Genomic DNA, 23,434 nt, shown 5'->3' on the forward strand with positions numbered 1-23,434 from the left:
AGAGATTTGCCGGGGCGCTATAGCTCGGGGTGTCGCTTCCATGGCTACGCCTGAAGGCGGAATAACAACAGTCTCACCACCCCCGACGATCACCTCCGCCGACGATGGCTATACACAAACCGTCCTGACCTATCAGGCGGGTAAAGGGCTGAATGAAAGCTCCGGCCTCTGCGGGTCCGTGACCGTCTCTTATGCTGCCGAAAGGAAGGTTTCGCCGTCGCCAAATCTGGCGAACGGGCTTTCCCCCGAAAACATTTCGGCTCAAACGGAGCTAGCCAACTCGGCCGCACGCTTCCAAGCCCAAGCCGCGAAAGCTGGTGCAGACGCGTTGTTGGCTTCGATCCGCACGGAAGGCGATAACCTCTATAAGACCCTGTTTCCCACCCAGGGCGAGCGCCTGCGGGGGCAGGCTCAACTCACCGCCATCGAAAAGGCGGTCACAAACACTATCGACCAATCAAAGACCGCGATGCGAGAGGCGTTAACGCAAGCTCCGGCCGAATTTAAGCAGCACACGAACTCTGCAATGACAGGAAACCAGAAAAACGGCTGGTTCTATGCTGTTCTTTATCAGCGCGTGTTGGTCAATGCGACCAGCTCTCTATCGTCGCTCGGCATTGGTGGCGTCGAGGTTCTGAGCAACAAGCCTCCGGAAAATCTTGCCGATGTGTTCGGTTGCGGAGGGTGGTTCGGGTCTCGCTGCTCAAATGAGCTGGAAGTCTTTTTCAGCGAGTATCGCCGCGACACCCTTGGTCTTGCCGAACTTGAACCGGCTTTTCGCAATGCGGCTCTCAATTCCAGCACCCACGGCGTTAATTCCGTGACCATTGGCAACGCCAACTCTGGCGGAGGCGCTGTTTCCCGCTGGCTGAATGATACCATGATGGATCTGGCCGACGCGGAAGCCTCGGACGGCTTGGGGTGGGTCGATCCTATCCCACAATTGCAGGCGACAGGCTCAAAAATCCTCACCTATGGGTCAGGTGTTCTAGCGGTATCAGGTGCGGGTGCTGCCGCATCGGCGCTAGGGAAACATCCTGTTGTCGTCGTACTCGGGGAGATGGCTTCGCTCATTTCACCGCTCGGGTGGGCGCTTGTCACCGTAGGGTTCATTCTGGCGGTCGTCGTACCTTTTATGCCGCTCGTCTACTTCTTCCTCGCCGCGCTCTCTTGGTTGGTATTGGCGGTTCAGACGATCATCACTGCGCCTTTCTGGCTCATGCAAATGTTCTATCCCAATCGAAACGGGAGCCTACAAGGAACAAGCATTGCTCGCGGCCTCGGTGTGCTGCTCGCCCTTCTGGTTCGCCCGGCATTAATAATTGTCGGCCTCGTCTTCTGCATGCTCCTTATGCGCGTTGGTCTCGACTTCCTGAATGTGCTGGCGCTCAACGCCTTCAATGTTCTGGCGACGAGCAATGGCGGTCTACAGGCGGGCGTCGGAAACATGGCTTTAGCCCTCGGCGGCTTCGTCATCTACATGTCCCTCGCGGTCATGCTCGTGAGCTACTGCTGTAGCCTCATCGATGGCGTTTCCGATTACGTGATGGAGATGGTCGAAAACGGGGCATCCCGCTGGCTCGGATCAGAAAAAGGCCGTTCCGAAAGCGTGCTCGGCAGTCCTACGGCTGCGGCGGCGGCCGGTCTCACTATTGGATCACGAGGCCGGGGCAATTTGGCCGGGACGTTCGCCCGGCTTTCCAACACTCGTCAAGACAGGAACCGAGGCCTGCTTGGAGGTACAAGCAAATGATAATGCGGCGAATGAAGTCTTTATGGCGGTCGGTTTACGGCCCGGCCTTATTGTCCACAGCACTCTTAGTAAGCTCGGCCTACGCCGATCCCCTGACGCTTACGAAACTACGTGCGCCGGAGAGCCAAGACCCGTCAAACGGTATCGGGCTTATCATGCGCGACGTGTGGGCCTCTGAAATCAAGGCAGTTGGCGAGCGGGCTTACAGCTTCTCCTATGGCCTGTTCAAAGCGGGGGACGCTCAATATCTCGTTTCGTCGTTCCGGTCGGCCGAGTCATGCAGGCCGGATGAATGCACATGGACCGTTCAACGGCTTACGCCCTCCTACAAGGTTGCCGCCTCGGGCAAGCCCTTTACGGCCTGCGGAGCGCTCAACGACCTCAAAGTGAGGGAGGGCCGATTGACCATCTGCGAGACGGAGGTCGATCTGCCATGATGCTGCGACGCTCCACTTTCGTAGTCGGCATATTGCTGGCGACAACCGCCCTGACCGAAGCCCGGAATGCTCAACCCACCGCAACGGACTGCGGCGGCTTCATGAATAACATCCGTCAATCAGAAGGCTCCGGCAACTACACGACCAACACCGGGAACGGGTTCTATGGCGCCTATCAGATGGGCGACGAAGCCCTGCAGGATGCCGGTTACATGGATGCTGGCGGCAACTGGACCGGCAAAGATGGCGTGAAATCGCTTGATGATTACCTGTCGAATCCGACTGCACAGGACAACGCCTTTCTCGCCTATGGCGAGAAAAACCTGAGCTACCTCGGGAACTGGCAGCAATATATCGGCCAGACGATCAACGGCGTTCCCGTGACACGTGCCGGGCTGATCGCCGGTAGCCACCTCGTCGGCGCTGGCGGTCTGAAATACTGGCTGTCGAGCGGGGGCGACTGCACCAACAAGGGCACAGGCTCCGACGCGGTAGACGGGAACGGCACGTGCGCCGGGACCTACCTCGCAGAAAATCAGGTCAACGAGCAATGCACGGGCGGCGAGGGGAGCGGCGGGGCCGGGTCCTGCTTGGCGGCGCACCCTGTCACCAGCCCTGTTATCTTCTCGGAATATGGCGCATGGGATCGCCCAGGTGCTGGCGCTGGCAATGGCTGGCATCGCGGATCGGATATTTATCCGAAGGATGCCGTAGGCCAAGCCTCTAACGGAAAGCAGCTCTTTGCGGCCCATGACGGCAAGCTCACTTTGGGCGGCATGGGCGTGATGGTGACGGGCGATCAGTTCCGCACGCTCTATCTGCATTCTTACTCGCGGCCTGATTCAAGGGACGTGAAGGCAGGGGAGGAAATCGCAAAGATCGGGGACAACAAATCGGCCGGAAAGCCGCATTTGCATTTTGAGGTTCAGGTGCCTGCAAGCGCGGTCTCTGCAACGAAGTGCGTGCCGGGGTCCAGCACCGACGATTGCGCCTTTCCAGAGGGTGGGGGGAAGCGCGATCCTAACGGATACGCCACGGCGGACTCCCTGAAGGCCGCCTCACCTAAAACGTGGTTCTATGTGAACCCGGAGCGCTACCTGAAGGAGCGTATACCGGTGATCGGCATGGCGGCGGTTCGCGCCGGGCGCAGTCAGTCCCTACAGAACACATGCACACCCGGCCAGACCGTCGCGGAGACGCCAACCAGCTCCGGCGAAAGCGTGAACACAAACACGATGGCATCGGGGGACGGCACTTACATGACCAGCTCGGGGAGCGCTGTAGCGAATGCCGACGCCGATCTGCGGTCGCTTGCCATCAACATGACCCGCCAGAACGCCCTCGAGCTGCGCGCGGCGTCCTCGAGCGCACAAAATCTCCAAGGCCGCACCGATAGCGCTATTGCGCACATGCTCTTGCTTATGACGCAGATGGAGGGGAGCCGATGAACGGACTTCCTCTTTTTGCCGGGCTGACAATGGCCCTCATCTCTCCTGAAATCGCCAGCGCCGGAAAAAGCTCGCTCGATGGCCGCTATGCCTTCTATCAAGCGCCCACAGCAGCCGAGACTGACAGAGGCCCGCGCAACGACGCCGATTGCCAAAAGTTCTTTTCCTCGGACCTCTACCGATATGTGGCTGAGTTTCTGACGATCTCGGGGAACCGTTGGGACGACAATCAGGACGTTTCGGCAGTGACAGGAAATGTTGTTCTGCAACAGAGCAAAGGCGACGTAATTCCCTTTACGATTGATTCCGAAAGTGAGGGCGACAGCGGACTGGCGAAAGGGACTGTGAAGCGAGTGGGCCGATTAGGCTTATCGGTAACGATCTCCGGACAGAGGTTCAACTACTGCAAAGTGAGCGACTGACCGGGAAGTAGGTACTAGGATTCGAAACGCCGAAATGCAGATCTGCACAACGACAATCTCTCAAAATCACCGTAGGTTTTTTCTGTCCCTGAATTTGGAAATAGGGGATCGGTGCTCGCACCGTTAAGCGCCGTTCGTATCGAAAAGCGAACGGCGCTTTTCTTATTAGGCATACCACCACGTTGGTTTGCTGAGCATCACCGTTTGCGCAGCTCGTCTAGAATGGCCTTCTGTGTTTCGAGGGTTTCGCGTTGTAGCCCGATGAGCTGGTCAAGGCGGTCGTTGGTGTCGAGCCGACGAATTTCAGAATGTACTAAAAGGTTGGCTAGATGGCTAAGTGGATGGTCAACGTCCTCTTTCAAACCAGCACCGTTGAAAAACTCTGGATCGAAATTTGCTCTGACTTCCTTATCAGGGTTTCCCGATTTTTTCCGATTGAACAAGCTCATTTAAATAATCTCCTTCCGGCAACCCAATCTCCGCGCCCTCGATCTCCGAATATATGGCGAGCATTATTTCATAGAAGCCGCGCCTATTCAGCCACGAAAAGGCTGCATGTTGTGAGATGGCGAAAAGCTTGTTTTCAACTACAAGAAAATAGCCGCCTTCGCCGTGATAGAGCGCTTCCGTATAGCAGCGTTCCGTCTCGATCTGGTCGCGATCCTCGTAAAGGGCAACCCTTTCGTAGGCTGCAACATCGGCCGACCCTACAATTGCCCGCACTCTATCAAGCATGGCATCCCTCTTCGGTTGCGAGATGATACTGACGGCTATTGATGCATAAATCAAGAATTATGCATCACATTTTAAATCCCGAAAAATCAACGCGTTGTTTGATGCATAATTCTGATGCACAAAAGGCGATGCTTTTTGGATATGCTAGAGTCTCGACAGAGGGGCAGGACCTCGCCGGACAGGTAGCGCAGCTAACCGCTGCGGGCTGTGAGCGCGTCTATCGAGAAAAGATGAGCGGAGCGTCGGCGGAACGCCCTCAGCTTCGGGCGGCGATAAAGGCACTCGCGGACGGGGACACCCTAGTCGTCGTCGCCGTGGATCGGCTCGCGCGTGACACACGCGACCTGCTCAACATCTTGCACGAGATACGGCAAGCAGGGGCCGGATTCCGATCTCTTTCCGAACCCATCGTGGATACGACTTCAGAGCTGGCAGACGTTGTGCTCGCTGTCCTCGGCATTGCCGCAAAGTGGGAACGCGCGCGGTTAAAGGAACGTACTGCCTCGGGCCGGGCGCACGCTCAGGCGCAAGGTGTGAAATTTGGCAGGAAGAACTTGCTCACCGCGCACCAGCAAAAAGAAATCATGGACCGGCTCGCAGCCGGGGAGCCACAACGCGCTATAGCGCGCTCCTATAATGTCAGCCAATCTACGATTTCACGTCTACTGAAAACTGACACGTGAGGTTCCGGGGGATTAGTGGTAACTTATGAAAGCAAGTTTATTGGCGATTTCAAACTAGGCGATAACATCGTCTTCAATTTGAGCGTGCTGAAATGCCTGTACAAGTGCCGGGCGGACGGAAATGCAGCGGCAAAGCGGTATCTTCAAAAACCGATAACGTTGTTGAACATCTCGATTATCGAAGCGCTGCTATATGACTTCCATCTCCGAATTAACGTTTTCACCCGCGAAGGGGTCAGATTACCTCAAAAGGTCCTGGACGCCATTAGAAGCAAAAAGATCGATGAGTTTGAGAAATACATTGCGAGCGCGAGAAAGAACGATTTCTTTGATCTGAAGGATACCGTTTTTTACGAAAAACTGGACGAGCTTCGAAAGCTCCGTAATCGCATCCACATCCAGAACACAAAAAACCACTTCGAAAGAGATGATAGTCACGCCTTTAGCGAGGCTCGCCTGATCCTCTCGGAACAGGCGCTAGAACAAGTAATTAAAACGCTTGCGGAAAAGCATCCGCGAAACCACAAGTTTGTCCAGAGCTTTGAACTGCCGTGGGAAAGTCATCTGGCCTAGCAGGTGAAAAACTCATCTCGACCTACAACAAAACAACATGGGGGAGATAATGGACGATTACCGGAAATTGCTGATCATCGGCGTGAACGAGGCGATACGACAGGGCAAAATATCCCTTGCTGCGCCTCCGGGTGACGTCCCAACAGATGAGGATGGTCATCTGCGCGTAGATCTCGCTGGATATCCCTCCGTAGTTCTCTGGAACAGCATCAGCGTCGGGGAGCTGCGCGTTTCGGTATGGTGGAACTACGATCACAGCAAGCACCCTCAAGCAGAATCGTTAGGGAACGCGCGGGAGACGTTCGGCCTCAGCAAACCGCTAGCGAAAAGGGTTCATTATCCGAAATTCGTTGGCGCGACCGCCAGTGGGTGGCTTGAACGTAAGACAGGTAAGCACCTTCAGGGGCGCGGCAAACAGGGGATTTTCGACACCTATCTCCGGGCTGATATGAAAGGGACGCTGCGCGCTATGCCTGCCCCGAAACCAGAAGGTTATGACGCAGAGGGCGATTTTTTCGCGTAGCTGCCTGTCACCACCGACGACTAGCCCCCGTAGGCCCGCTCTCTCACATAGGGCTGTAGGGCCGGAGGGGGCGGGTTATCTGACTCAAGGACGGAAGCTTGTAGAGGAGCGCCGGGACGGTCCTCCGCTCCCCATAGTCGGATAAAATTGCGTGCCTCTCGGCGGGATCGAGGGCGGCACCTTCACTGCTTTATCAGCGACTTCGAAGAATTTCAGAGCGTCAACATAGTTATAGAAGCCAAAACCTTCGCGCGTTGAGGTCTGTAGAATTTCAACTTTCTTCGCGTACAGTGGTTGAGGATCGGCGGGCACCTCGTCATCAACGATGAGCGCGACCAAATTGCTCGCCCCTTCCGTCCACTTCGCCAGCTCTTGCCATTTATTGAGGCCCGGAAGGACAGGCAGCATCCAGCTTTCATGCCAAAGTTCGCGCCGTAATCCCTGCTCTATTAGACGTTCCAATAGGGCCTCGTGATCATGCGGCCATGTCTTTCGCCACCCCGATGCGAGGACTAGGCTTGCATCAGCCAGGTCGCATAATTTTACAATCAGGGCGATGCTACGCGGATCGAGCTGGAGCTGGTCCATTCGATCCTCAACCGGCGTCGAAACAAGTTCAAAATTGTGCGGGATAAACCAATTACCAAAGGTCAGCAGAACGCCGTCAATGTCGAGAAACACCACTCTATCTTCGAAAAACCGGGCCTTAAATGCCTTGTACTCCCTATAAAACATCATCACTTCTGACGGGAGCGTTTCCAGTTTTTCTTTGTAGTTCCAGATAGCCGATTGAGCTGCTGGATAAGCCTTCAATTTCTCCAGACGATGCAAAAAACCGGGTCCGCTTATCTTTTGAATCTCCCGTCGATCACTCTTTAGCTCGGAGGCACCTTTTTCGATTTCGTCACAACCTTGTTGCCATACAGCAGGGTCAAATTGCTCTCGATCAGAAAGCGTTAGAACCAACCCCCGCAAATCTGACGCTAACTGCTCAAGCTTCGACATACGAAACGCGAGTAGGCTTTGCGCGGTGTTTTCAGCTTCACTTATAAGAGCTGCAACCTCATCCGGTGTCTGTTCCGTCATTCATATGCCCTCCTAGCATTTGGCTTAGCGGTCCCATTGATCGTTACGGTGTTCGCGAAGTTCATTTGCGTCCCTCGCGCCATCACCCTCTTGCTGCTTTGACTTAGACGCCTCGTATGCGGCCTTGCGATCAAACGGCTTGTCCTCCAGAGACCGGGCGTCCCGCCGTGCCAGCTCGGCTTGATAAGCTGCTTTCCGGTCGGTCGAGGCCTGCTGCGCCTTCTCGTTGGCGCTGCCCTCTCGTCCATGCTGAGCATCGACAGCCGCAACCTTGGCCTGCCACTGGCTCTGAGCCTCACCAGATGCAGACGAGGCGGCACTTTCGCTGTTTCCGATCCCCTCTTCCATCGCTGATCGATGTTGGCCGGTCAGCTTCTCTTGGTTGGCCTTTTCCGTTTCCCGGTGCTCGTCGTTTTTGGCCCTGACGATGTTTTCGCCTTCACGTTTGGAGTCTTCAAACGTGGGAAATGCTTTTCCTTCCGCCATTTATTGGACGCTCCTTGTTATCTTCAGTCTAAACGGTCTCCGTAGTCTGGCCTGAGACGAGCTGCTGCTTTTTCGGCCTCGGCCTTCTTGTGCGCTTCATCTGCGGCGGCATGTCTATCTGCAATGACACCCGGAACTTTCGGCGTGACGGCGGGCGGTTCCGGGCGTTTGTCGGCGGGCGGCGGTACTTTAGATTTCAAAGCTTCGTAAGTTGCCGCTCGGTCAAACGGCCTTCTCTGCGGCTCCGAACGAGAGACTGCGGGAGCTGCTGGCTGTGCTCTTTCCGGCGATGCCGGGACATGAGTGCGAGCCTCGGGACCGTCGAAACGCGCCGCGCGCTCGGCAAGAGCCTTATCGCGGGCCGCGAAATAGGCCGTGCGGTCAATTCCGCGCGCATGGGGCGCAAGGTTGGGCGGCGGCGCTGGCGCTGCCTCTTCCTGTGGAGCTGGCCGCTCCTGCTCCGCCCGTGCCTGCTCCCGCTCTTCGCGGGTGATTGGCATATAATCGAGGCTGATTTCCTTCGAGCCGTCGCGGCTGAGTTGGCGCTCAAGCTGCTTATAGGCCAGATCGTCCGCGCCGATCGTCGCCCACGTGTTCCGGTGCGCCGTGGTTCCGTCTGGTAAGGTGACAGCCTCTTGGCCTGTTACCTCAAGCGCGATCCGGTCCCCGATCTCCGGTGCGGCGTCCTTCATGACGCGCTCAAGATCGACACCCCACACCGTGCGGCGCTCGCCCTTCTCGTCAGCCAACGTAACGAAGTAGCTTTCGCGCTTACCGGGCTGATTTTCGAACGGCGCGCGGCCATGGGCGACCAGTCGCCCGCCGCCCCGCTGAAAATCCTCTGTCGCCGCGTAGAGCTTCGCGCCGTCCCTGTGGCGGGTCATCGCCACATAGGTCATGTGGCGATCCATGCTCTTGCTCGCGAGAACAAAGGTCCGGTCCACCGTGTCGCCCTGCGACTTATGGATGGTGGTCGCATAGCCGTGGTCAAAGGCCGTGTACTGGTCCGCCGGCACCTCGATGCGGTTGCCGTTGTCGAGCGCGACGCTGATGCGGTTCCCCGCTACGCGTTCCACGGTCCCGAGCGTGCCGTTCATTACGCCAAGGCTCTTGTTGTTCTCTAGGAACACCATCCGGTCGCCCGCGGCGAAGGACCGTTTTCCGGCGTCGGTCTGGAAGACACGTTCGCCACCCTCGGCACCCTGTGCCAGCTCGCCGCGCTCCTGCAACACGGATCGCACCTCCGCATTCATCGCGGCCACGTCTGCCCGTTGATGCGCAAGGATGACGCGCGCCCCCTCAGGCCGCTCGCCTCGGTCAGCCAGGTAGTCGGCCACGATCCGGCTACGCGTTGTGTCGCGGGTCGCCTCCATGACGATATCGCCATGACTCCGGTAGGCTCGCAGCGCCTCCGGCGTCCGCTGTTTGGAAAACTGCTGCGTGGCCTCTGCCTGCCAGCCCTCGCGCTGGCGGCGCACGCCGTTCAGCTCCGCGAACCCGGTTCGTTGTCCAATCGCCCGGAAGGCTGCGCCAGCGCCGATGGATTGAAGCTGCTCATGATCGCCAACGAGAACGATCTTCGCGCCACGCGCCTCCACCTCTTCAATGAAGCGCGCCATCTGGCGGCTACCGATCATCCCGGCTTCATCGATCACGAACACATCGCCTCGGCCGATCTGGTCCCGCTCTCGCGTCCAGCGCTGAGACCATGAGGCAAGGGTGCGGCTCTCGATCCCTGATGATTCCTGTAGGCCGAAGGTCGCTTTACCGGAGAGGGCCGCACCATGGACGCGATAGCCCTGCGCCTCCCATGCCTGCCGGGCCGCTTCGAGCATGGTGGATTTGCCCGCACCAGCGACACCGACGACCTGAGCCATTCGGCTCCCGGTGGTCACATGCTCGATGGCTCGGCGCTGCTCATCTGAAAGACCGGCGGACGCAATCGCCGCGCTCCGCTCCGTCTCCGTCAACTCTCCGCGCGCAACCTTGGCCGCTGTCGCCTCTGCTACGCTGGCACGAATTTTCCTGTCCTGCGCATCAAGAGCCGACGCGACATTGTGAGGCGAAACGACATGCGACCGGTCACCCGCCAAACGCTCGGCCGTCGCGATCATGCCCGCTTCAAGATCGAACATTTCGCGCGTGGTGAAACGCTCTATTCCGTCAGCCTTATCACCCCGTAGAGCGACCAGCTCCGGCGATGCCATTATACGGGTAAGTGCCGCCTGAAATGCCTCATTGTCGTCATGCACGTAACGATGCAATGCGCGGGCTAAATCTTCGTGCGTAAAGACGCTCCGCTCACCGCTTACGAGCGCTAAAATCTGCTCTGGCTTCTCCTGCACAATCTCCGCGTTAAGACGCGCTGTTTCCGCGTCCATACGCTCACGTTCAATGACGTCCCCCTGACGCTGTTGTGCCGTCGCATGAACGCCAATGTGACGGGTTGGCGCGATGTCAAGACCGCGCGAAACGTGCGACCGGTGATCGATCCGAGCATCAATTCCCGCCCGTTCAATAGCCTCGTTTGCAACCAACTCCCACGCAAGACGAACCTCCTTCATCTGCAACATTGTCGTGGGCAATCGATGCTGCTTAAGCTTCGCGTTCTCCCATTCGATATGTGTCTTTTCGCCTAGTCCATCCGCTGTCACGTCGCGGGTTGTCATCAGCAAATGCGCATGATGATTTTTCTCACTTCCGCGCGGGTCCGGCTTATGGATTGCGAAATCCACGGCGGTTTTAAAACGGTCAGCAAGCTTCTGCGCAAACTGCCGCGTCAACTCCTCGCGCTGCTCCTCGTCCAGCTCGTGAGGCAAGGCAATCTCAAATTCCCTCGCGACACGGGAGTCCTTGCGGCTCTCTTTAGCCTCAACCGCATTCCAGAGCGCGCTCCGGTTCAGCGCCCATTCCGCGCCCGAACCTTTCGGAATGACAATATCGGATAGGACAACACCCGAACGGCGTGAAAAATCATACGTTTGCCCCTCGCGTTCGTTGTGCAAGGATGTGCCGGAACGATAAGCAGCAGCAGCCACAGAGCTGCGTCCAGCGACAAAGCCTTTTTTCGACTTGCTGCCTCTTGAAACCACTTTAACTTGACAATGGTAAATCGCCATTCTTCAAACATGCCATAGGCAGAGTTGCGCAGCAACTCGTATGTGCGCATTTAATGCATCCGAACTGCTATATCGCCATGCTGCCTCTACCGCTAGCACAAACGCCCTTGAGAATATTGCGAGGGTCGTCCAAACTACGGAAAACTAATGCGACAAGAGGATATGTGACAGGATGGCGAGACGGGATATAGATCAGCGAATTGCGGAACTGGAAGAACAGGCCAGAGCACTGAAAGCGCGAAAGGCTGCAACAGAAAGAGCCAACGATACCCGCCGCACCGTTGTGCTCGGCTCGTTGGTCCTGCAAGAGATCGACAGAGACACAGAGGCTTCCAAGGCACTGCGATCATGGCTTTCCAAGGAGCTGCCGGAAAAGCTGACGCGTGATCGTGACCGGGAGATTTTTGCGGAGCTGCTGACGAAAATCAGCCGTAGTGACGATGCCTAGTCCGCGCCTTCCCCGGTGGCTAATGGGTGAGCAGGCCGAAAGCCTGACGCGCATGAAATGGGCGTTCCTGCTGATGGCTGGCTTGTCGGTTTACTCGATTGTCGGACAAGGTGCGAACTACACGAAAGCGCCATTGAGTGGCATTGCGTGGCTATTCGGCATTGCCGTTTTCGGATTTTTTGCGGTCGCCGCTTCGCGGCGACAAGGTGCCCGTGTTGTCTCTCAGTACGTTCAAGGAAACCACGGCGTCCGTCGCGTCCTCGCCTTCGTGGGCGTTCTTTGGGTGACGGTAATTGGGTCGGCCTATGTCGCCCGCTTCATCGTCAATCTAATGCGTGACAGCGCCGTCTTTGATCCCGGCTACAACTCCTACGTTTCAGGCGCTCCAATTGTCACATTCCTTATTGCGACCGGGGCGCTCTTACTCGTGTTTTTCCTGCTCGGTCGATCCGCGCTGAGCACACCGGATGGAGTCAGCCGGGAGCACATGAGAGGGGCTGATTTTGCATCTCACGAAAGCTACCTTGCGGAGCTGCAAAAGCGCTATCCAGAACGACCGCCCGCGCCGGAAATTGCAGGTGTTCCTTTTCCGCCCGGACACGAGCGAATGCACACCGCAATCGCCGCCTCGACAGGTGCAGGAAAGACCACGGCGCTACGCGGTCTACTCGAAACGATCCGGGCACGTGGGGACCGGGCAATCGTGCTCGATAACAACAGCGAGTTCATGCGCGCCTTCCGTCAGGATGGCGATTTTATCCTGTCGCCGTTCCACGAGGAAACGGTGGGCTGGCGGCTATCGAACGAGGCGCGCGACCTTTACGATTGGGACCGCCTCGCCTCCGGCTTCGTGCCGGAAGGAAACGGCAATTCAGCCGAATGGCACGACATGGCGAAGTCGCTCTTTGGAGCGGTCGGCGCTGGCCTGTTCGAAGTCTATGACGGCAAGTTCACAAACGCCGAGCTGCAACGTGTCTTGATCGCGGCTGAGGCCGACGAGCTGGCCCCGCTTGTTAGCGGGACCACTGCCGAGGTTCTGGCCGCGTCCGACGACTACAACGCGCGTCGGCTTCAGTCTGTCCGTATGAGCTTCATCGCCAACCTGAAGGCGTGGCGCTACGTCAAGGACGGCGATTTCTCGCTGCGGGACTGGATCGCCTCGGACACATCCGAATGGATGTTCCTCCCTTACTCCGACTATGAAATGACCCTTGCGCGCGACCTATTGGCCGCATGGGTCGATATCATGGTGACATCGGCGCTCAACCGGCGAGAAGGCCCTGCCCCTCTCCGCACCACATGGATCATTGTGGACGAGCTGAACTCACTTGGCGAAATCCCGGCGCTGCTCGTTGGCGCTACGCGCCTGCGCAAAGCCGGGGTCGCAATTGTCGTCGCCGTGCAGGACTTCGCCCAGCTCCGCGAGACCTACAGCGACAACCGGGCCGAAACGCTTATGAACAATTTCAGCAATAAGCTGGTGCTGCGCACCACTGAAGGCAACGCCGCCGAATACCTGTCAAAGCAGCTTGGCGACCGGGAGATGCAAGAGGATCATACCAGCTTCGGCACTGGCGGGGGCGGCTCCCTCACCTACTCGACCAACATTGTGATGGAGCGGCTTGTGCTGCCGTCCGAGATCCAGAAGCTTCCCGATCTGGAAGGCTATCTGAACTTTGCCGGTGACTGGCCGGTGATCAAGGTCAAAGTACCTCTGCCAGAATAAACGGTCCCGGCGCTGTGCGCGCCGGGGCATTTTAGTGCGCCCTTCCGGCTCTCTACAGCGCAACGTGAAAGCGCGTTCGCCTTCAGGTCGGAACTGCTTCGCAGTCAACAGGGTCGCACCATGGCCCCCTGAACATTAAAGGGATAGGGATATACGGTAGCACCCTACACCGATGAAATCCTTTGAATTATGAGACGGCGTGTTGTGGTGGACTAATTCGGCCACATTGCATAGGAGCGGTACACCCCAATGACGCTTGCCAGAGAAATTCATGAAGACTCCTGCCACAATTAAGATTCTCGTCATCCGCGTTTCTAGAATGGATGGTGTTGATCCTGCCGAGGAGGTCCAAAAGGTCATCGGTGAAAAAGGACATTGCTGGTTCGGAAAATACGGACGCCTGATAGGCGTAAAGGCCTTCGGAAAGACCGTTTCCAAGAACATCATTATGGTGGTCAAGGACGGCAAAAGCTACAAACCATACGTTTTCAGACGGTCCACCGTTCAGCGCACCGTGCCTGCCGATGGATGCTATCCAGCCTATTACAATGATTTCTTGGGGCGGATTAGCTTCTGGATGAAGTTGAGGCCCCTTCCTGATGCGAGCATCGATCTCGCGGAGCTGCAAGTGGTTAGCAGCCAGGTGCCGCTCGCGGAAATGTTCGGTCGCGCCATGTCCGGGCATTTCATCTGTGAGCTGAAACAGGGCGTTAAAAATGACGCCTTCATTTGAAGGCGCGTCATCAATTCTGCCCGCAACCTGGGCGTTTTTAATCTCTTTGTTTGACTCTTGAGATGTGTTCCTGAATCGTGCCGGGGCAAATCATCGAGAATGGCCGAATGAACGACACAAAATTTCTAAAGACGATTACCGACGTTAACAAAATTATCACGCCAATTGATAGCGCCATCCGGTTCCCCGAAGTTCTCGATATTCTCTACGAGAAGTACGCTGGTCCCATTGAGATATTTTGCCAACTCATCAAGGAAAGCCATTCCAGCGGCGAGGTCCTAAAGCGGATTCGCCACAAGGATAGGGATGCGGACGAGCGCATGGCGCTTCTCAAAATGTATCGCCGCTGCGTGTCTCCGGTCCTCGACACGGAAACAACGAAAAAAATTCAGAAAGTCAGTACGGAATCGCTGATTGAAACCTTTGGAGTGACCTTCAAGCCCATCGGGAAGCTGAAAGAGCAGTTTGAAGACCTTTCCCCGGAAGCGCGCTTCGCACTCGCCGCCCTGATTGGCGAATATGATACCAGGGGCCAGTCCGGCTATCTGCTCACGGGCTTGTTTTTTGATTGGTTCGAAGAGCATTTTAAGGGTTTGTTTACCATAGAAGGCCCACGCGGCGCTGGCCGTGATATTGAGCTATCGACCATTTACCCGGAGTTTAAAAGCGCATTTCCCTGCGATTTTGTTGTTCGCCGCGCAGCGGACAAGGAAGTGGTAGCAATCGGCTTTGCCCGCTATGACTCTACCCGTGGCGGCGCTCAATCCGACGACCGCACAGGCGGCAATGCCAACAAGGTGGAGAAGGCGAAAGCCTTCGACAGGGTAACACCCACCAAGCTCAAAATTATATTCCTGTCTGATGGCCCTGGACTAGTCCACGGGGATACGTGGAAAGAGTCCTGCGACCTGGATGGCGATTGGGACGGACGGGTGAGAGTCATAACCCTGAAACTGGCTGCAAAACGTATCACAGCCGATTGGCTCAACGGCTAAATACTCGCCAAAACGTCAATCTCCTGCCGGTAGGAATCATAAAGACGGCCGTCCACATAGAACGCGCATTCCTGATCGGATTTCTTGCCCTCGCCGTTCTTGGCGAAGGGTAGCTCGGGCTCGCCCTGCCCGCGCTTTTTGTTCACATAGTCGCCCATCGCCTCAAGCCCATGACGCATCCGGCGGAGAGTCGCCTTGGCAGCGGTGAAAGAGGCATCCATGCCAATGTAACGCCGACCGCTGTCGCGGGCTGCCTGAAGCGTTGTTCCCGACCCACAGAACGGGTCTATCACTAGGTCGCCCGGGTCTGAGCTCGCTCCGACAATCATTTTGATCATGTCGAGGTTCTTTTCAGTCGGGTAGCCGGAAATTTGGATGCTCTGATGGTGAGCGTCCCGGTACTGCTCCCAATAGTCGCCAATCGTGCGCTTCTTATCAGCCGTCCAATAAACTTTACGGCGGGGGTTACCGTTGCTCGACCAGTACATGTCTCCGGCCTTATCCAGCTCCTCCAGCTTTGAAGGGACATATTGCCAATGCTTGCCGGGAGGTGGCAGCATGTCACGCCAGGGCATGCCGGTCTCGCCGTTGCGCGTTCCAGGTGCGTGAATAGGCACCAGCTTGTAGCGGCGTCCAAATTCGTCAACGCGCGAGTATTCCTTCAAAATCCAGTCCTCCTCGGCCTCGATGCCGGGCTGGTTCCATTTGTAATTTTTGCCCTTGGTGTAGAACAGGACGAAATCGTTCAGATTCGCGAACTGCTTGCTGGTGAAATTCTTGCTGCTGCACTTCCGGCGTGTAATGAGATTCCGGAAATTGTCGGCGCCGAAAATCTCGTCCATGACGATTTTCAAATGGGCGACCATCTGGTGCCCGATGTGGACATAAATGGACCCATCGTCCGTCATGCATTCTCTCATCAGGATAAGGCGACGACGCATGAATTCAATGTAGGCAGCCTGTCCCATGCGGTCGTCATAAGCATGCTCAAGGTCACGCGAATGGAAATCCAGGCCAGTGCCATACGGCGGGTCCAGATAAAACAGCGTGGCCTTACGCCCTGTCTGCACCAGCTCCTGCAGCGCGAAGAAGTTATCATCCAGGACAAAGGTATTGTCCGGAAACGTGCTCGCCTCAAAAGCGCCCTTGGAAGTCAGACGCAGAAAGTCGCGTTGCACCGGTCTGATGATATCCAAGACAGCAGCTTTGTGCTGATAGGTAAGAAAGGCTTCCTCCCGGTCTGAGGGCAGGGGCAGCTCATCTTCATAAAAATTACGGGCAGAAATAGCATCAGGTGAATGTTGTTCGCGTTTTGTAATACCGGTCGCCATAAATGCCTCCATTATTGCTAGGTAACCAAATTAGAACAAATTGGCAACCATTGACTAATAATGGCCATAAATCGACCCATCAATCAAGTAGGGTAGACGAAATAAAATAGGTAACCAGAAGATGGAATTAGGTGGCTGGTTAGGGTGACCCCGCTAAAGTGGTGACCACAAATAAGAGGCAACCCAGGCAAATTTCCCTGTTAACACCATAGAAGCGAAGGTCGCAGGGTACGACTAGGCCCGCCTCAAAAACGAGCTAGATTCTTGTGGGTGCACAGATTCTTAGAATGAACAGTCAATGCGTAATAGAATATTACTCAGAGCGATATTCTATTTGACTTCTCTCTCCCATTGAGCGATAACGGTCCAGTGATGGTCGCTCAAAATTACTGAACCCGTCCGATGTGTGGGGCCGTAGGCCCTGTGGAGGCTTTAAAAACCTCCGTCTCACTCCCGTGTCTGGCTGGGGGGCGCGCGCGTCCGCACCCGTCGGGCCCGGGTGCGGCATATTCGAGGTCCAAACGTCGCTGTTCGTACCCTTGTCTTACGGGCCCAGCATTCCGCTGGTGACAAGGAGACTACAATGAGCAGAAAAAATCATCACCAGCGGCGGCGTCGCGGGTTTAATTGGGTTTGGCTTTTTAAGGTCATCACCCTTTTAGGCCAAGTTATTCTGTACTTCCTGAAACATTGGAACGGAGATGACTAGCGGCGACCTCGGAAAAAGCCCTTCTTGGGGAGTAACGAATATGAGTGAAGTTAAGCGCCCGATGATAAACGACGCGTTGCGTTTGTTACGTCTCTACCTCGGGCTATCACAGAAGGATTTGGCGACGGAGCTGGAGCTTTCTCAATCAATGGTCTCAGAGATCGAGAACGGCGGAAAATCGGTCTCGATGGAAGTCCTTGAGCGTTATAGCGCCAAGCTTGACGTACGAATGTCGCAGCTGCTCTTTTTCGCAGAAGAACTAGACGGTGAGCCTGTGAAGACAAAAGGTAAGCTGATCGTGGCTAGCCGTGTCTTGCAGCTTTTAGAGAAGCTTTCTCCTAAAGAGCTTCGCCATGCGTCGTAGAAAAGTCCGCGACAGGTTTGAACGCTATGAGCTTGCGCGATCACCTTTCTCTCAGAATCCGACGCAGCGCGAGGTTGCAAAACTGCTCGGGGAAAGTCGGGACGATCTGCGACGACTGATCGATTACAAAGAGCAGTTCGTTGTTCGGCGGAAGGCCATAATCGGCAAAAAGCAGAAAGAAAGAGATTTACGATATCCAGTTGCCCGCCTCAGAGCTGTCCATGAACGTCTGAAATTCCACCTCAATAAAGTGAAATTGCCTAGTTACCTTTTTAGCCCCCGGCGAAACCGGGGCCAAAGGGATAATGCAGCCCTTCACCTCGATCAGGACCGCTATCTCACGCTCGACTTGAAGCAGTTCTATCCCTCGACAACGGCTCAAATGGTCTGGAAGTGGTTCAGAGATGATTTGGGCATGTATGACGATGTTGCTGGGATGCTCACCCACCTATGTACGATTGATGAAAAGGTTTCATTCGGATCGCCACTTACGCCGGTCTTGTGTGCGCTTATTCACCGTCCAATGTTCGACCGTATCGCTGAGATCTGTGACGAGCACGAATTACGCTATTCGCTTTGGGTCGATGACCTAACTATTTCTGGCCGTCATATATCTGTTGAGGTCCTGAAGAAGATCAGAGCGGTAGTCCGGGAGGCGGGACTAAAGACGCACAAGATAAGATTTCATTCTGGTAGAAAGCCGATTTTTATCACCGGGATCGGCGTCGTTGGCGCTCACCTGGTCGCAGCAAATTCATTGAATTTGAGACTGAAAACGGCTTGGGCGGAATATCATGGCGCGCAAACAATCAATGAACGAGATCACTGTACGCAAGTACTTCTCGCACAATTGGGCACTCTCAGACACATTGTAGGTGCTAAAACTGATGCAGGGCAGAAAGCTGCCAATGAGATGAATTCTCTACGGCAGAAGCTGAAAAAGCATCGTGTGCTTGACGCAAAGCTGCACGCAGCCAAACGGCAAATTGCTGCTGCCTCGCAAAAAAACATGGAAGCGGCCGACGCCCCTTTTTAATCTAAGCGACTGCGAGCATTAGGTGCCCGACCGGATCGGCCGTAGGCCGCACCGTAATCTCGATATCGTAACCAAGACGGTTGAGCGCATCCATCAGCTTGCGTTCTGACAGATTAGCGCTGTCGCCGCGCAACAGCGCCGAGACCTTCGGGGCGATCATGCAACCATGACAGCATGAAAACATGCAATCATGCTTTCTTTTAGTCTTCGCCTTCGCGAACCACCGGGTAATTGTATTTGACGAAAAGCAGGTTCAGCGCCTCGGCAACAAGCCGTTCCTGTGGAATCCGCTTCCCTTGCGGGTCGCGGGTTCGGAAGCTGAGTTCTGCCAGCGTCTCCCAATAGGCCGGAGGAAGATAGTAGGTCTTGGCCGACTTGTTGGCACGTGAGGGAGCAACATAGTTCCCGGCCTGCGCAGCAGGCACAGCCGGGCGGCTTTTACGTTCCTCGGCCACCTCGGCGGCTGCTGGCGCGGGTGCCGTTTCGGCTTCCGGCGCGCGGGCGTCGGCACTTTTCATAGCTGATGCTAGGAGGGATGGTTTTCGGCTCATGATTTCATCCTTTCATGCTTTCCTGCAAGCATGCTTGCCTGTTCGGTGAGGAACGCGAACAAGGCTCCGATTTCCGTTGCTGCCCGGCCCTCCGGTTCAATCTCATGGGGGGTCTGGCCCAATGCGGGCGCATCCTCGAAGGTCTTGAGGCGGGATAGGTGAACCGGGGCAACTGCTATATTAAAGCGCTCGGTTATGGCGGCGGCGTCGTCGGTCGCCCTCCCCCCTGCGTTCGGATGAACCAGATTCAGCACAACAAAGGCGGGCGGGCTTCCTGCCATGTCGAGCAGCCGCTTAAGCGGCTCCAAGGTGTCGATTGCGAAAATTTGAGCCTGTGTAGGGATCAGCACGATATCGGCGTGCTTCGCCGCCTCGGTGCTGGCGCTGTCCATCTTCCCGGGCGTGTCGATAAAGACCCAATCCATTCCAAGGCCGCGATAGGCGTCCAGCGAGCGCCTGATAGCGCCCGGCTGGATCGAAGCCACGTCCGGGCCGTCACCTGTACGGCGGTCAAACCAGTCAACCGCATTGGTTTGCGGATCGAGATCGAGAAGCGCCGACTTCTTACCGGCTAGGTGAGCTGCGACGGCGAGAGACGTGGCAATGGTCGTCTTGCCCGTCCCGCCTTTCTGTGTGCAGAAAGCTACTGTAATCATGCTTTCATCCTTTCATGAAATTAAGCTTACATGCTTGCATATCAACATGAAAGCATGTTTGCATTTCGAAATCGTAAATCACTCTTCTTCGTCGGGCGATAAGGGCTGCTCGCACTCGCCGCAAATCAGCTTCGTATCGGGCTTGGCCCATGCGTGAAGATCGCAAACCGGGCACGTGTACCGCGTCTTGCTCGCTGCCTTGGCCTTGCGATTCTTGCGAGCGTCGGCGTCGTCCCAAAGCTCGACATAGAGCGCCGAAAAATCGGGCTGCGCCGCCAGCTCGGCATAAGCACGCGCGTAAGGTCCACCGGCAATGATGTAGTGGCTGCACGATTGCCCGGTTTCCTTGCCGCCCGGCTGGCCGGTAACGGAAGGATGCAAACCGATCTCGTGCATTTTCGCCGCCCACTCCTTGTTGTGGTAGCCGCTACGCGACGGCTTGCCGAAATGGTGCTGCCACAGGTGCGCCATCTCATGGGCGAGGGTCGATAGGCTCTGCTCGTCGGTGCGGCTGGCAAAGTGCGACGGGTTCAGAGCGATCTCGTCTGTGATTTCCGCCCCGTCCTTCGATCCGAACCGCCCCCCGGCGAAATAGCCATAGGCTTTGTTTTTGCGCTGCAACGTCACGAGGCAAGGGGAAAGCTGACCGCCAAACAGTCGGTCATTGAAAAAATCGTAAGCCTGATTGAGGGCGGCATATGTTTTCGAGGTCGGGTTTGCGGAGATCATAGGTTGCTCTTTTGTATCGTACGAAACAACAATGCCAGATTTCATGATTGCATGCAAGCATGTTTTCATGATTTCACGATTTGGCGCTGCCCTCTCCACACGCTTTCCTCGAAAGCCCATGCGACGACAGCCGCAAACGCAAACGTTGCGATTTTTGGTGATGAGGGTGCCAAACCGGCCCGCATTTGCGCGGGTCGGAACCGCCGCAGGGACGCGATAGCGGCCCGATCAGCGGCGACCGCTTATGTTTTCGTATCTTTTATAAAACTAGATGGGGATTCAGTCTGTCTGGCGGACTCACGTTGTTTCTTAGCATCAAGTGCTGCGCCTAGCCTCGACAACGTCGCAGCTAGGTTCTCATCCTCGATCAAGAACAGCGGTAATTCAGCGTTGCTCAATGCTTCCCGGTGCTCTTCCATCTTGGCCGCGCACTCGGCCTCGGACTGCACATGATCGTCGGGAAGGGGAGGGGCCATGCCAAACCGACCGAGAAACTGACGGGCGCGGGCAGGGAGCGACAACCGGTAGGCGTTGCTGGTCTGCTGAACCTGTGGGCCACGTCCCTCGTTGCCGGTCGGCACATAGCGCCGCAGCCAGTCGAGGAAGCCATGCGAGCGCAGCGCCTTCAGGGCGCGCACGATGGCGTCACGCGAACGCCTCAGCTTGAGCATGAGGAAGTCTATCGACGGGTCCAGCCTGCCGGTGCGGAAGTTCACCAGATTGGCGAACAGCTCCAATACCTCGATTGCGACCCCGCCTAGGGGGCCGTTGCGTGTACCTGGCTCTCGGCATGCGATCTCGTAGCGCCGCGCCGCAAGCACGATCTGACGGACTTCTTGACGGTTGGTACGCTTCCAGAAGACGCCCTCACATTTCCCGGCCGCGCGGGATTGCCTTCGAACGGGCGTGCGCTCCCGTTCGGCCGGTGCCCCTGCGAGCACCGCCCCTATCTGTGCAAACATTGTCCTTCGTCCTCCATCTGGAGGGCATGGACAGCGGACAAAGATTCTACGTTCCGGCAAGACACACGTCTTGCAGGCCGGTCATCTCTCGACTATGTTGGGAGCTGTAATTGCTGGTCCCAACAAAGCCGGTTCCTAAATCCAAAAACCCCTTACCGCGCCAACGGTTGGGGGTTTTTCGTTATGCCCTCGGTGCGTTCTCGATATAGAACCTCAAAGCTTCAGCGATTATCGGGGCGCGCGATTGCTCCCCCCGTTGCTCCTTGATCTGGTCGATAGCTTCCACCAATTCACCCGGAACATAGGTATTCAACGCAACCTGACCGGCGGCCGCTAGCCGCGCACGGTGAGCCGCGACGTTCTTGCGAACGTCTTCAGTCCTCCGCGACTCGGTCATTTTACGTGTCATGGTTACATGTAATCGCTGATTTGCCCGATTCTGCAACCCCTTATTTTCTAAGGGCGCGATATTGGGACTGAGGCGAGCAACAGAAACAATCATCCGCGCCCGCCTATAAGGCCCCGCAGCTCGTCGCGCATAAAGTCCCCGAATGGAGCCTTCGCCTCATAGACTCGGCCTGTCGCGGCCTGCCAGGCTCGGTAACGCATGGCGAACACGCCTGCAAGGATAGGGACCGAGAGGAGGAGCGCGGCCACCAGCATTTGAGCTGATGCCGCGTACAGGCTGGCTCCGGCCGCTAGGACCAGTGACAGGGCTGCGACTTGCCCTAGCAAGCGAGCGTGGCGGCGGAAATAGTCGTGGCGCTGCGTGGCTGAATCTTCCAGCCGTTCACCGTTGAAAATAGCTAGATCGTCGAGCGTGACGACCGTTCCGCATTGATCGCAGCAACGGGCCTCGGTGTCGCCGGTCGGCCGGAGTGATCCAGTTTCGCAGACAGGGCAACCCGCGCGATCTGCGCGAAGTGCGCCACGAGCTGCCGCACTGATATACCGATGCTCATTCTTGAGAACGCGGGGAATTACGCGGACTGGTGCCTTTAAACCCATGATATGCCTCCTTGGTCAATGCTGGATTGGCCGTAAAATTACATAGAATCCGACTTAGGAAGTACAATCAATAATATACAGACCAGTACGCGGCAAGTTTTTTGAGTACAAAACGTTTCACAGTGTTTTTGAAATCAAAAACACTGTGAAACTATTTGCTTTTCAGGGATTCGTGATTGAGTTAAAATCTTTTAATACTGTACTTTCACAGTATTTTTGATTTTAAAAACGTTGTGAAACTGAGGTGAGGCATGGCGAAGCCAGACGATATTGCAGGACTGTTCACCCCCGAAGATTACAGCGCGGGCCTTGTTTTCCTGCGTCGTCTGGTTGGCTGCACGTTCGATACGGTTTGGACGGCCGGAGGCTCGGCCGCGCCAAGTGGCGGCGGCTCCTGCGACAACACGAACGACATCCTTGCGCAGCTCATCGAGACAATGAACTGGGCGATGCTGGCGGTTGTGGCAGTCGTTGCAACCTATCTTATATTCGCTTCCCTCAAAGATACGGCCAATGACGGGGAGGCGGGCGGGCGGGCAATGAACCCGAGCTGGACGCTCGTTCTCGCCGGTATCGGTGCGATATTTTGCTTTCCAGCTTTCAACGGCTTCAACGCGCTGCAAATTGGGACAATGCAGGTTGCCGTCTGGTCGTCCGGCCTCGGTGATACCCTCTGGCGCACTGCGGCCGACAAGATGGCGAGCGCCAACACAGTCAATGCGGCCTTTGCCAGCAAGAGCAATGACGGATGGTTCTATTCCGATCCGTCCACTGAAAAGGGCCTTCGAGAGCAGATTGCCGGGGGGCTTGCAACGCGTGTTGCCGGAGAGATTTGCCGGGGCGCTATAGCTCGGGGTGTCGCTTCCATGGCTACGCCTGAAGGCGGAATAACAACAGTCTCACCACCCCCGACGATCACCT

General features: G+C 56.3%; 25 protein-coding genes and 1 pseudogene. 14 read left to right on the forward strand and 12 right to left on the reverse strand.

The window, feature by feature from the left end:
- From C8J36_RS23895 to C8J36_RS23905, 4 genes are all read left to right on the forward strand, one after another.
- Window positions 1-1,753: DotA/TraY family protein (locus C8J36_RS23895; protein ID WP_207897622.1), on the forward strand; the 1,753-nt coding region annotated here is incomplete at its 5' end.
- Window positions 1,754-1,908: 155 nt separating this feature from the next.
- A complete protein-coding gene (locus tag C8J36_RS25115; RefSeq protein ID WP_165915162.1) occupies window positions 1,909-2,190 on the forward strand; it encodes a hypothetical protein in 282 nt (93 codons plus the stop codon).
- A complete protein-coding gene (locus C8J36_RS23900) occupies window positions 2,187-3,638 on the forward strand; it encodes a M23 family metallopeptidase (protein WP_165915163.1) in 1,452 nt (483 codons plus the stop codon). Before C8J36_RS25115 ends, C8J36_RS23900 begins: the two co-directional genes overlap by 4 nt.
- Window positions 3,635-4,060 (forward strand): hypothetical protein, encoded by a 426-nt coding sequence (locus tag C8J36_RS23905; RefSeq protein ID WP_132537777.1) that lies wholly within the window; start codon window positions 3,635-3,637, stop codon window positions 4,058-4,060. The genes C8J36_RS23900 and C8J36_RS23905 overlap by 4 nt, the downstream gene beginning before the upstream one ends.
- 197 nt (window positions 4,061-4,257) lie before the next feature.
- Here the strand turns inward: C8J36_RS23905 and C8J36_RS23910 are convergent, their stop codons facing one another.
- Both C8J36_RS23910 and C8J36_RS23915 read right to left on the reverse strand, forming a co-directional pair.
- Window positions 4,258-4,509, reverse strand: coding sequence for a hypothetical protein (locus C8J36_RS23910; RefSeq protein ID WP_132537778.1), 252 nt, complete (start codon window positions 4,507-4,509; stop codon window positions 4,258-4,260).
- Window positions 4,472-4,795: a hypothetical protein gene (locus C8J36_RS23915; RefSeq protein WP_132537779.1), complete on the reverse strand. Its 324-nt coding sequence runs from the start codon at window positions 4,793-4,795 to the stop codon at window positions 4,472-4,474. The genes C8J36_RS23910 and C8J36_RS23915 overlap by 38 nt, the downstream gene beginning before the upstream one ends.
- Before the next feature lie 41 nt (window positions 4,796-4,836).
- On the opposite strand from C8J36_RS23915, the gene C8J36_RS23920 reads away from it, so the two are divergent.
- The 3 genes from C8J36_RS23920 to C8J36_RS23930 are packed head-to-tail and all read left to right on the forward strand — an operon-like array spanning window position 4,837 to window position 6,574.
- Window positions 4,837-5,478 (forward strand): recombinase family protein, encoded by a 642-nt coding sequence (locus tag C8J36_RS23920; protein ID WP_245506721.1) that lies wholly within the window; start codon window positions 4,837-4,839, stop codon window positions 5,476-5,478.
- A 15-nt stretch (window positions 5,479-5,493) separates the two neighbouring features.
- The gene (locus C8J36_RS23925) at window positions 5,494-6,051 is read left to right on the forward strand and encodes a hypothetical protein (protein ID WP_132537780.1); all 558 of its coding nucleotides are present in this window, start codon (window positions 5,494-5,496) and stop codon (window positions 6,049-6,051) included.
- 49 nt (window positions 6,052-6,100) lie between these two features.
- Window positions 6,101-6,574, forward strand: a complete 474-nt coding sequence (locus C8J36_RS23930) for a hypothetical protein (protein WP_132537781.1) — start codon at window positions 6,101-6,103, stop codon at window positions 6,572-6,574.
- Between the two features lie 84 nt (window positions 6,575-6,658).
- On the opposite strand, the gene C8J36_RS23935 is transcribed toward C8J36_RS23930, so the two are convergent.
- From C8J36_RS23935 to traA, 3 genes are read right to left on the reverse strand one after another with little or no spacing between them, the layout of a single operon-like run.
- Window positions 6,659-7,660: an HAD domain-containing protein gene (locus C8J36_RS23935; protein WP_132537782.1), complete on the reverse strand. Its 1,002-nt coding sequence runs from the start codon at window positions 7,658-7,660 to the stop codon at window positions 6,659-6,661.
- A gap of 24 nt (window positions 7,661-7,684) precedes the next feature.
- Window positions 7,685-8,146 (reverse strand): hypothetical protein, encoded by a 462-nt coding sequence (locus tag C8J36_RS23940; RefSeq protein WP_132537783.1) that lies wholly within the window; start codon window positions 8,144-8,146, stop codon window positions 7,685-7,687.
- A 23-nt stretch (window positions 8,147-8,169) separates the two neighbouring features.
- Window positions 8,170-11,265 carry a Ti-type conjugative transfer relaxase TraA gene (gene traA, locus C8J36_RS23945; protein WP_132537784.1) on the reverse strand — a complete coding sequence of 1,032 codons (3,096 nt, stop codon included), beginning with the start codon at window positions 11,263-11,265 and terminating at the stop codon, window positions 8,170-8,172.
- A 172-nt stretch (window positions 11,266-11,437) separates the two neighbouring features.
- Here traA and C8J36_RS23950 point away from each other — a divergent pair, with 172 nt between their 5' ends.
- The 4 genes from C8J36_RS23950 (at window position 11,438) to C8J36_RS23965 (ending at window position 15,167) form a co-directional block, all read left to right on the forward strand.
- Window positions 11,438-11,713, forward strand: coding sequence for a mobilization protein (locus C8J36_RS23950; RefSeq protein ID WP_132537785.1), 276 nt, complete (start codon window positions 11,438-11,440; stop codon window positions 11,711-11,713).
- Window positions 11,714-11,735: 22 nt separating this feature from the next.
- Window positions 11,736-13,439, forward strand: coding sequence for a type IV secretion system DNA-binding domain-containing protein (locus C8J36_RS23955; protein WP_165915164.1), 1,704 nt, complete (start codon window positions 11,736-11,738; stop codon window positions 13,437-13,439).
- Between the two features lie 271 nt (window positions 13,440-13,710).
- Entirely contained in the window at window positions 13,711-14,172 is a 462-nt protein-coding gene (locus tag C8J36_RS23960) for a hypothetical protein (RefSeq protein WP_132537787.1), read from the forward strand.
- Between the two features lie 107 nt (window positions 14,173-14,279).
- The gene (locus tag C8J36_RS23965) at window positions 14,280-15,167 is read left to right on the forward strand and encodes a hypothetical protein (RefSeq protein ID WP_132537788.1); all 888 of its coding nucleotides are present in this window, start codon (window positions 14,280-14,282) and stop codon (window positions 15,165-15,167) included.
- On the opposite strand, the gene C8J36_RS23970 is transcribed toward C8J36_RS23965, so the two are convergent.
- Entirely contained in the window at window positions 15,164-16,498 is a 1,335-nt protein-coding gene (locus tag C8J36_RS23970) for a site-specific DNA-methyltransferase (RefSeq protein WP_132537789.1), read from the reverse strand. The genes C8J36_RS23965 and C8J36_RS23970 overlap by 4 nt on opposite strands.
- 749 nt (window positions 16,499-17,247) lie before the next feature.
- Between C8J36_RS23970 and C8J36_RS23975 the strand changes: the two genes are divergently transcribed.
- Both C8J36_RS23975 and C8J36_RS23980 read left to right on the forward strand, forming a co-directional pair.
- A complete protein-coding gene (locus tag C8J36_RS23975; RefSeq protein WP_132537790.1) occupies window positions 17,248-17,571 on the forward strand; it encodes a helix-turn-helix transcriptional regulator in 324 nt (107 codons plus the stop codon).
- Window positions 17,561-18,607, forward strand: coding sequence for a reverse transcriptase family protein (locus C8J36_RS23980; protein ID WP_132537791.1), 1,047 nt, complete (start codon window positions 17,561-17,563; stop codon window positions 18,605-18,607). Before C8J36_RS23975 ends, C8J36_RS23980 begins: the two co-directional genes overlap by 11 nt.
- A 1-nt stretch (window position 18,608) precedes the next feature.
- Here the strand turns inward: C8J36_RS23980 and C8J36_RS23985 are convergent, their stop codons facing one another.
- From C8J36_RS23985 to C8J36_RS24010, 6 genes are all read right to left on the reverse strand, one after another.
- Window positions 18,609-18,767: an XRE family transcriptional regulator gene (locus C8J36_RS23985; protein ID WP_245506722.1), complete on the reverse strand. Its 159-nt coding sequence runs from the start codon at window positions 18,765-18,767 to the stop codon at window positions 18,609-18,611.
- A 40-nt stretch (window positions 18,768-18,807) separates the two neighbouring features.
- Entirely contained in the window at window positions 18,808-19,158 is a 351-nt protein-coding gene (locus tag C8J36_RS25120) for a chromosome partitioning protein ParB (RefSeq protein WP_165915161.1), read from the reverse strand.
- Entirely contained in the window at window positions 19,155-19,814 is a 660-nt protein-coding gene (locus C8J36_RS23995; protein WP_132537793.1) for an AAA family ATPase, read from the reverse strand. Before C8J36_RS23995 ends, C8J36_RS25120 begins: the two co-directional genes overlap by 4 nt.
- A 78-nt stretch (window positions 19,815-19,892) precedes the next feature.
- A complete protein-coding gene (locus tag C8J36_RS24000) occupies window positions 19,893-20,588 on the reverse strand; it encodes a SprT-like domain-containing protein (RefSeq protein WP_245506723.1) in 696 nt (231 codons plus the stop codon).
- Window positions 20,589-20,785: 197 nt separating this feature from the next.
- Window positions 20,786-21,505 (reverse strand): helix-turn-helix domain-containing protein, encoded by a 720-nt coding sequence (locus C8J36_RS24005; protein ID WP_132537794.1) that lies wholly within the window; start codon window positions 21,503-21,505, stop codon window positions 20,786-20,788.
- Window positions 21,506-21,686: 181 nt separating this feature from the next.
- On the reverse strand, window positions 21,687-22,007 hold the full coding sequence (locus C8J36_RS24010; RefSeq protein ID WP_348631378.1) for a ribbon-helix-helix protein, CopG family: 321 nt from the start codon (window positions 22,005-22,007) through the stop codon (window positions 21,687-21,689).
- Window positions 22,008-22,764: 757 nt separating this feature from the next.
- Here C8J36_RS24010 and C8J36_RS24015 point away from each other — a divergent pair.
- A pseudogene (locus C8J36_RS24015) lies at window positions 22,765-23,434 on the forward strand (hypothetical protein); the annotation flags it as partial.

The sequence above is a fragment of the Rhizobium sp. PP-F2F-G48 genome (assembly GCF_004342335.1).
Classification (GTDB): domain Bacteria; phylum Pseudomonadota; class Alphaproteobacteria; order Rhizobiales; family Rhizobiaceae; genus Ferranicluibacter.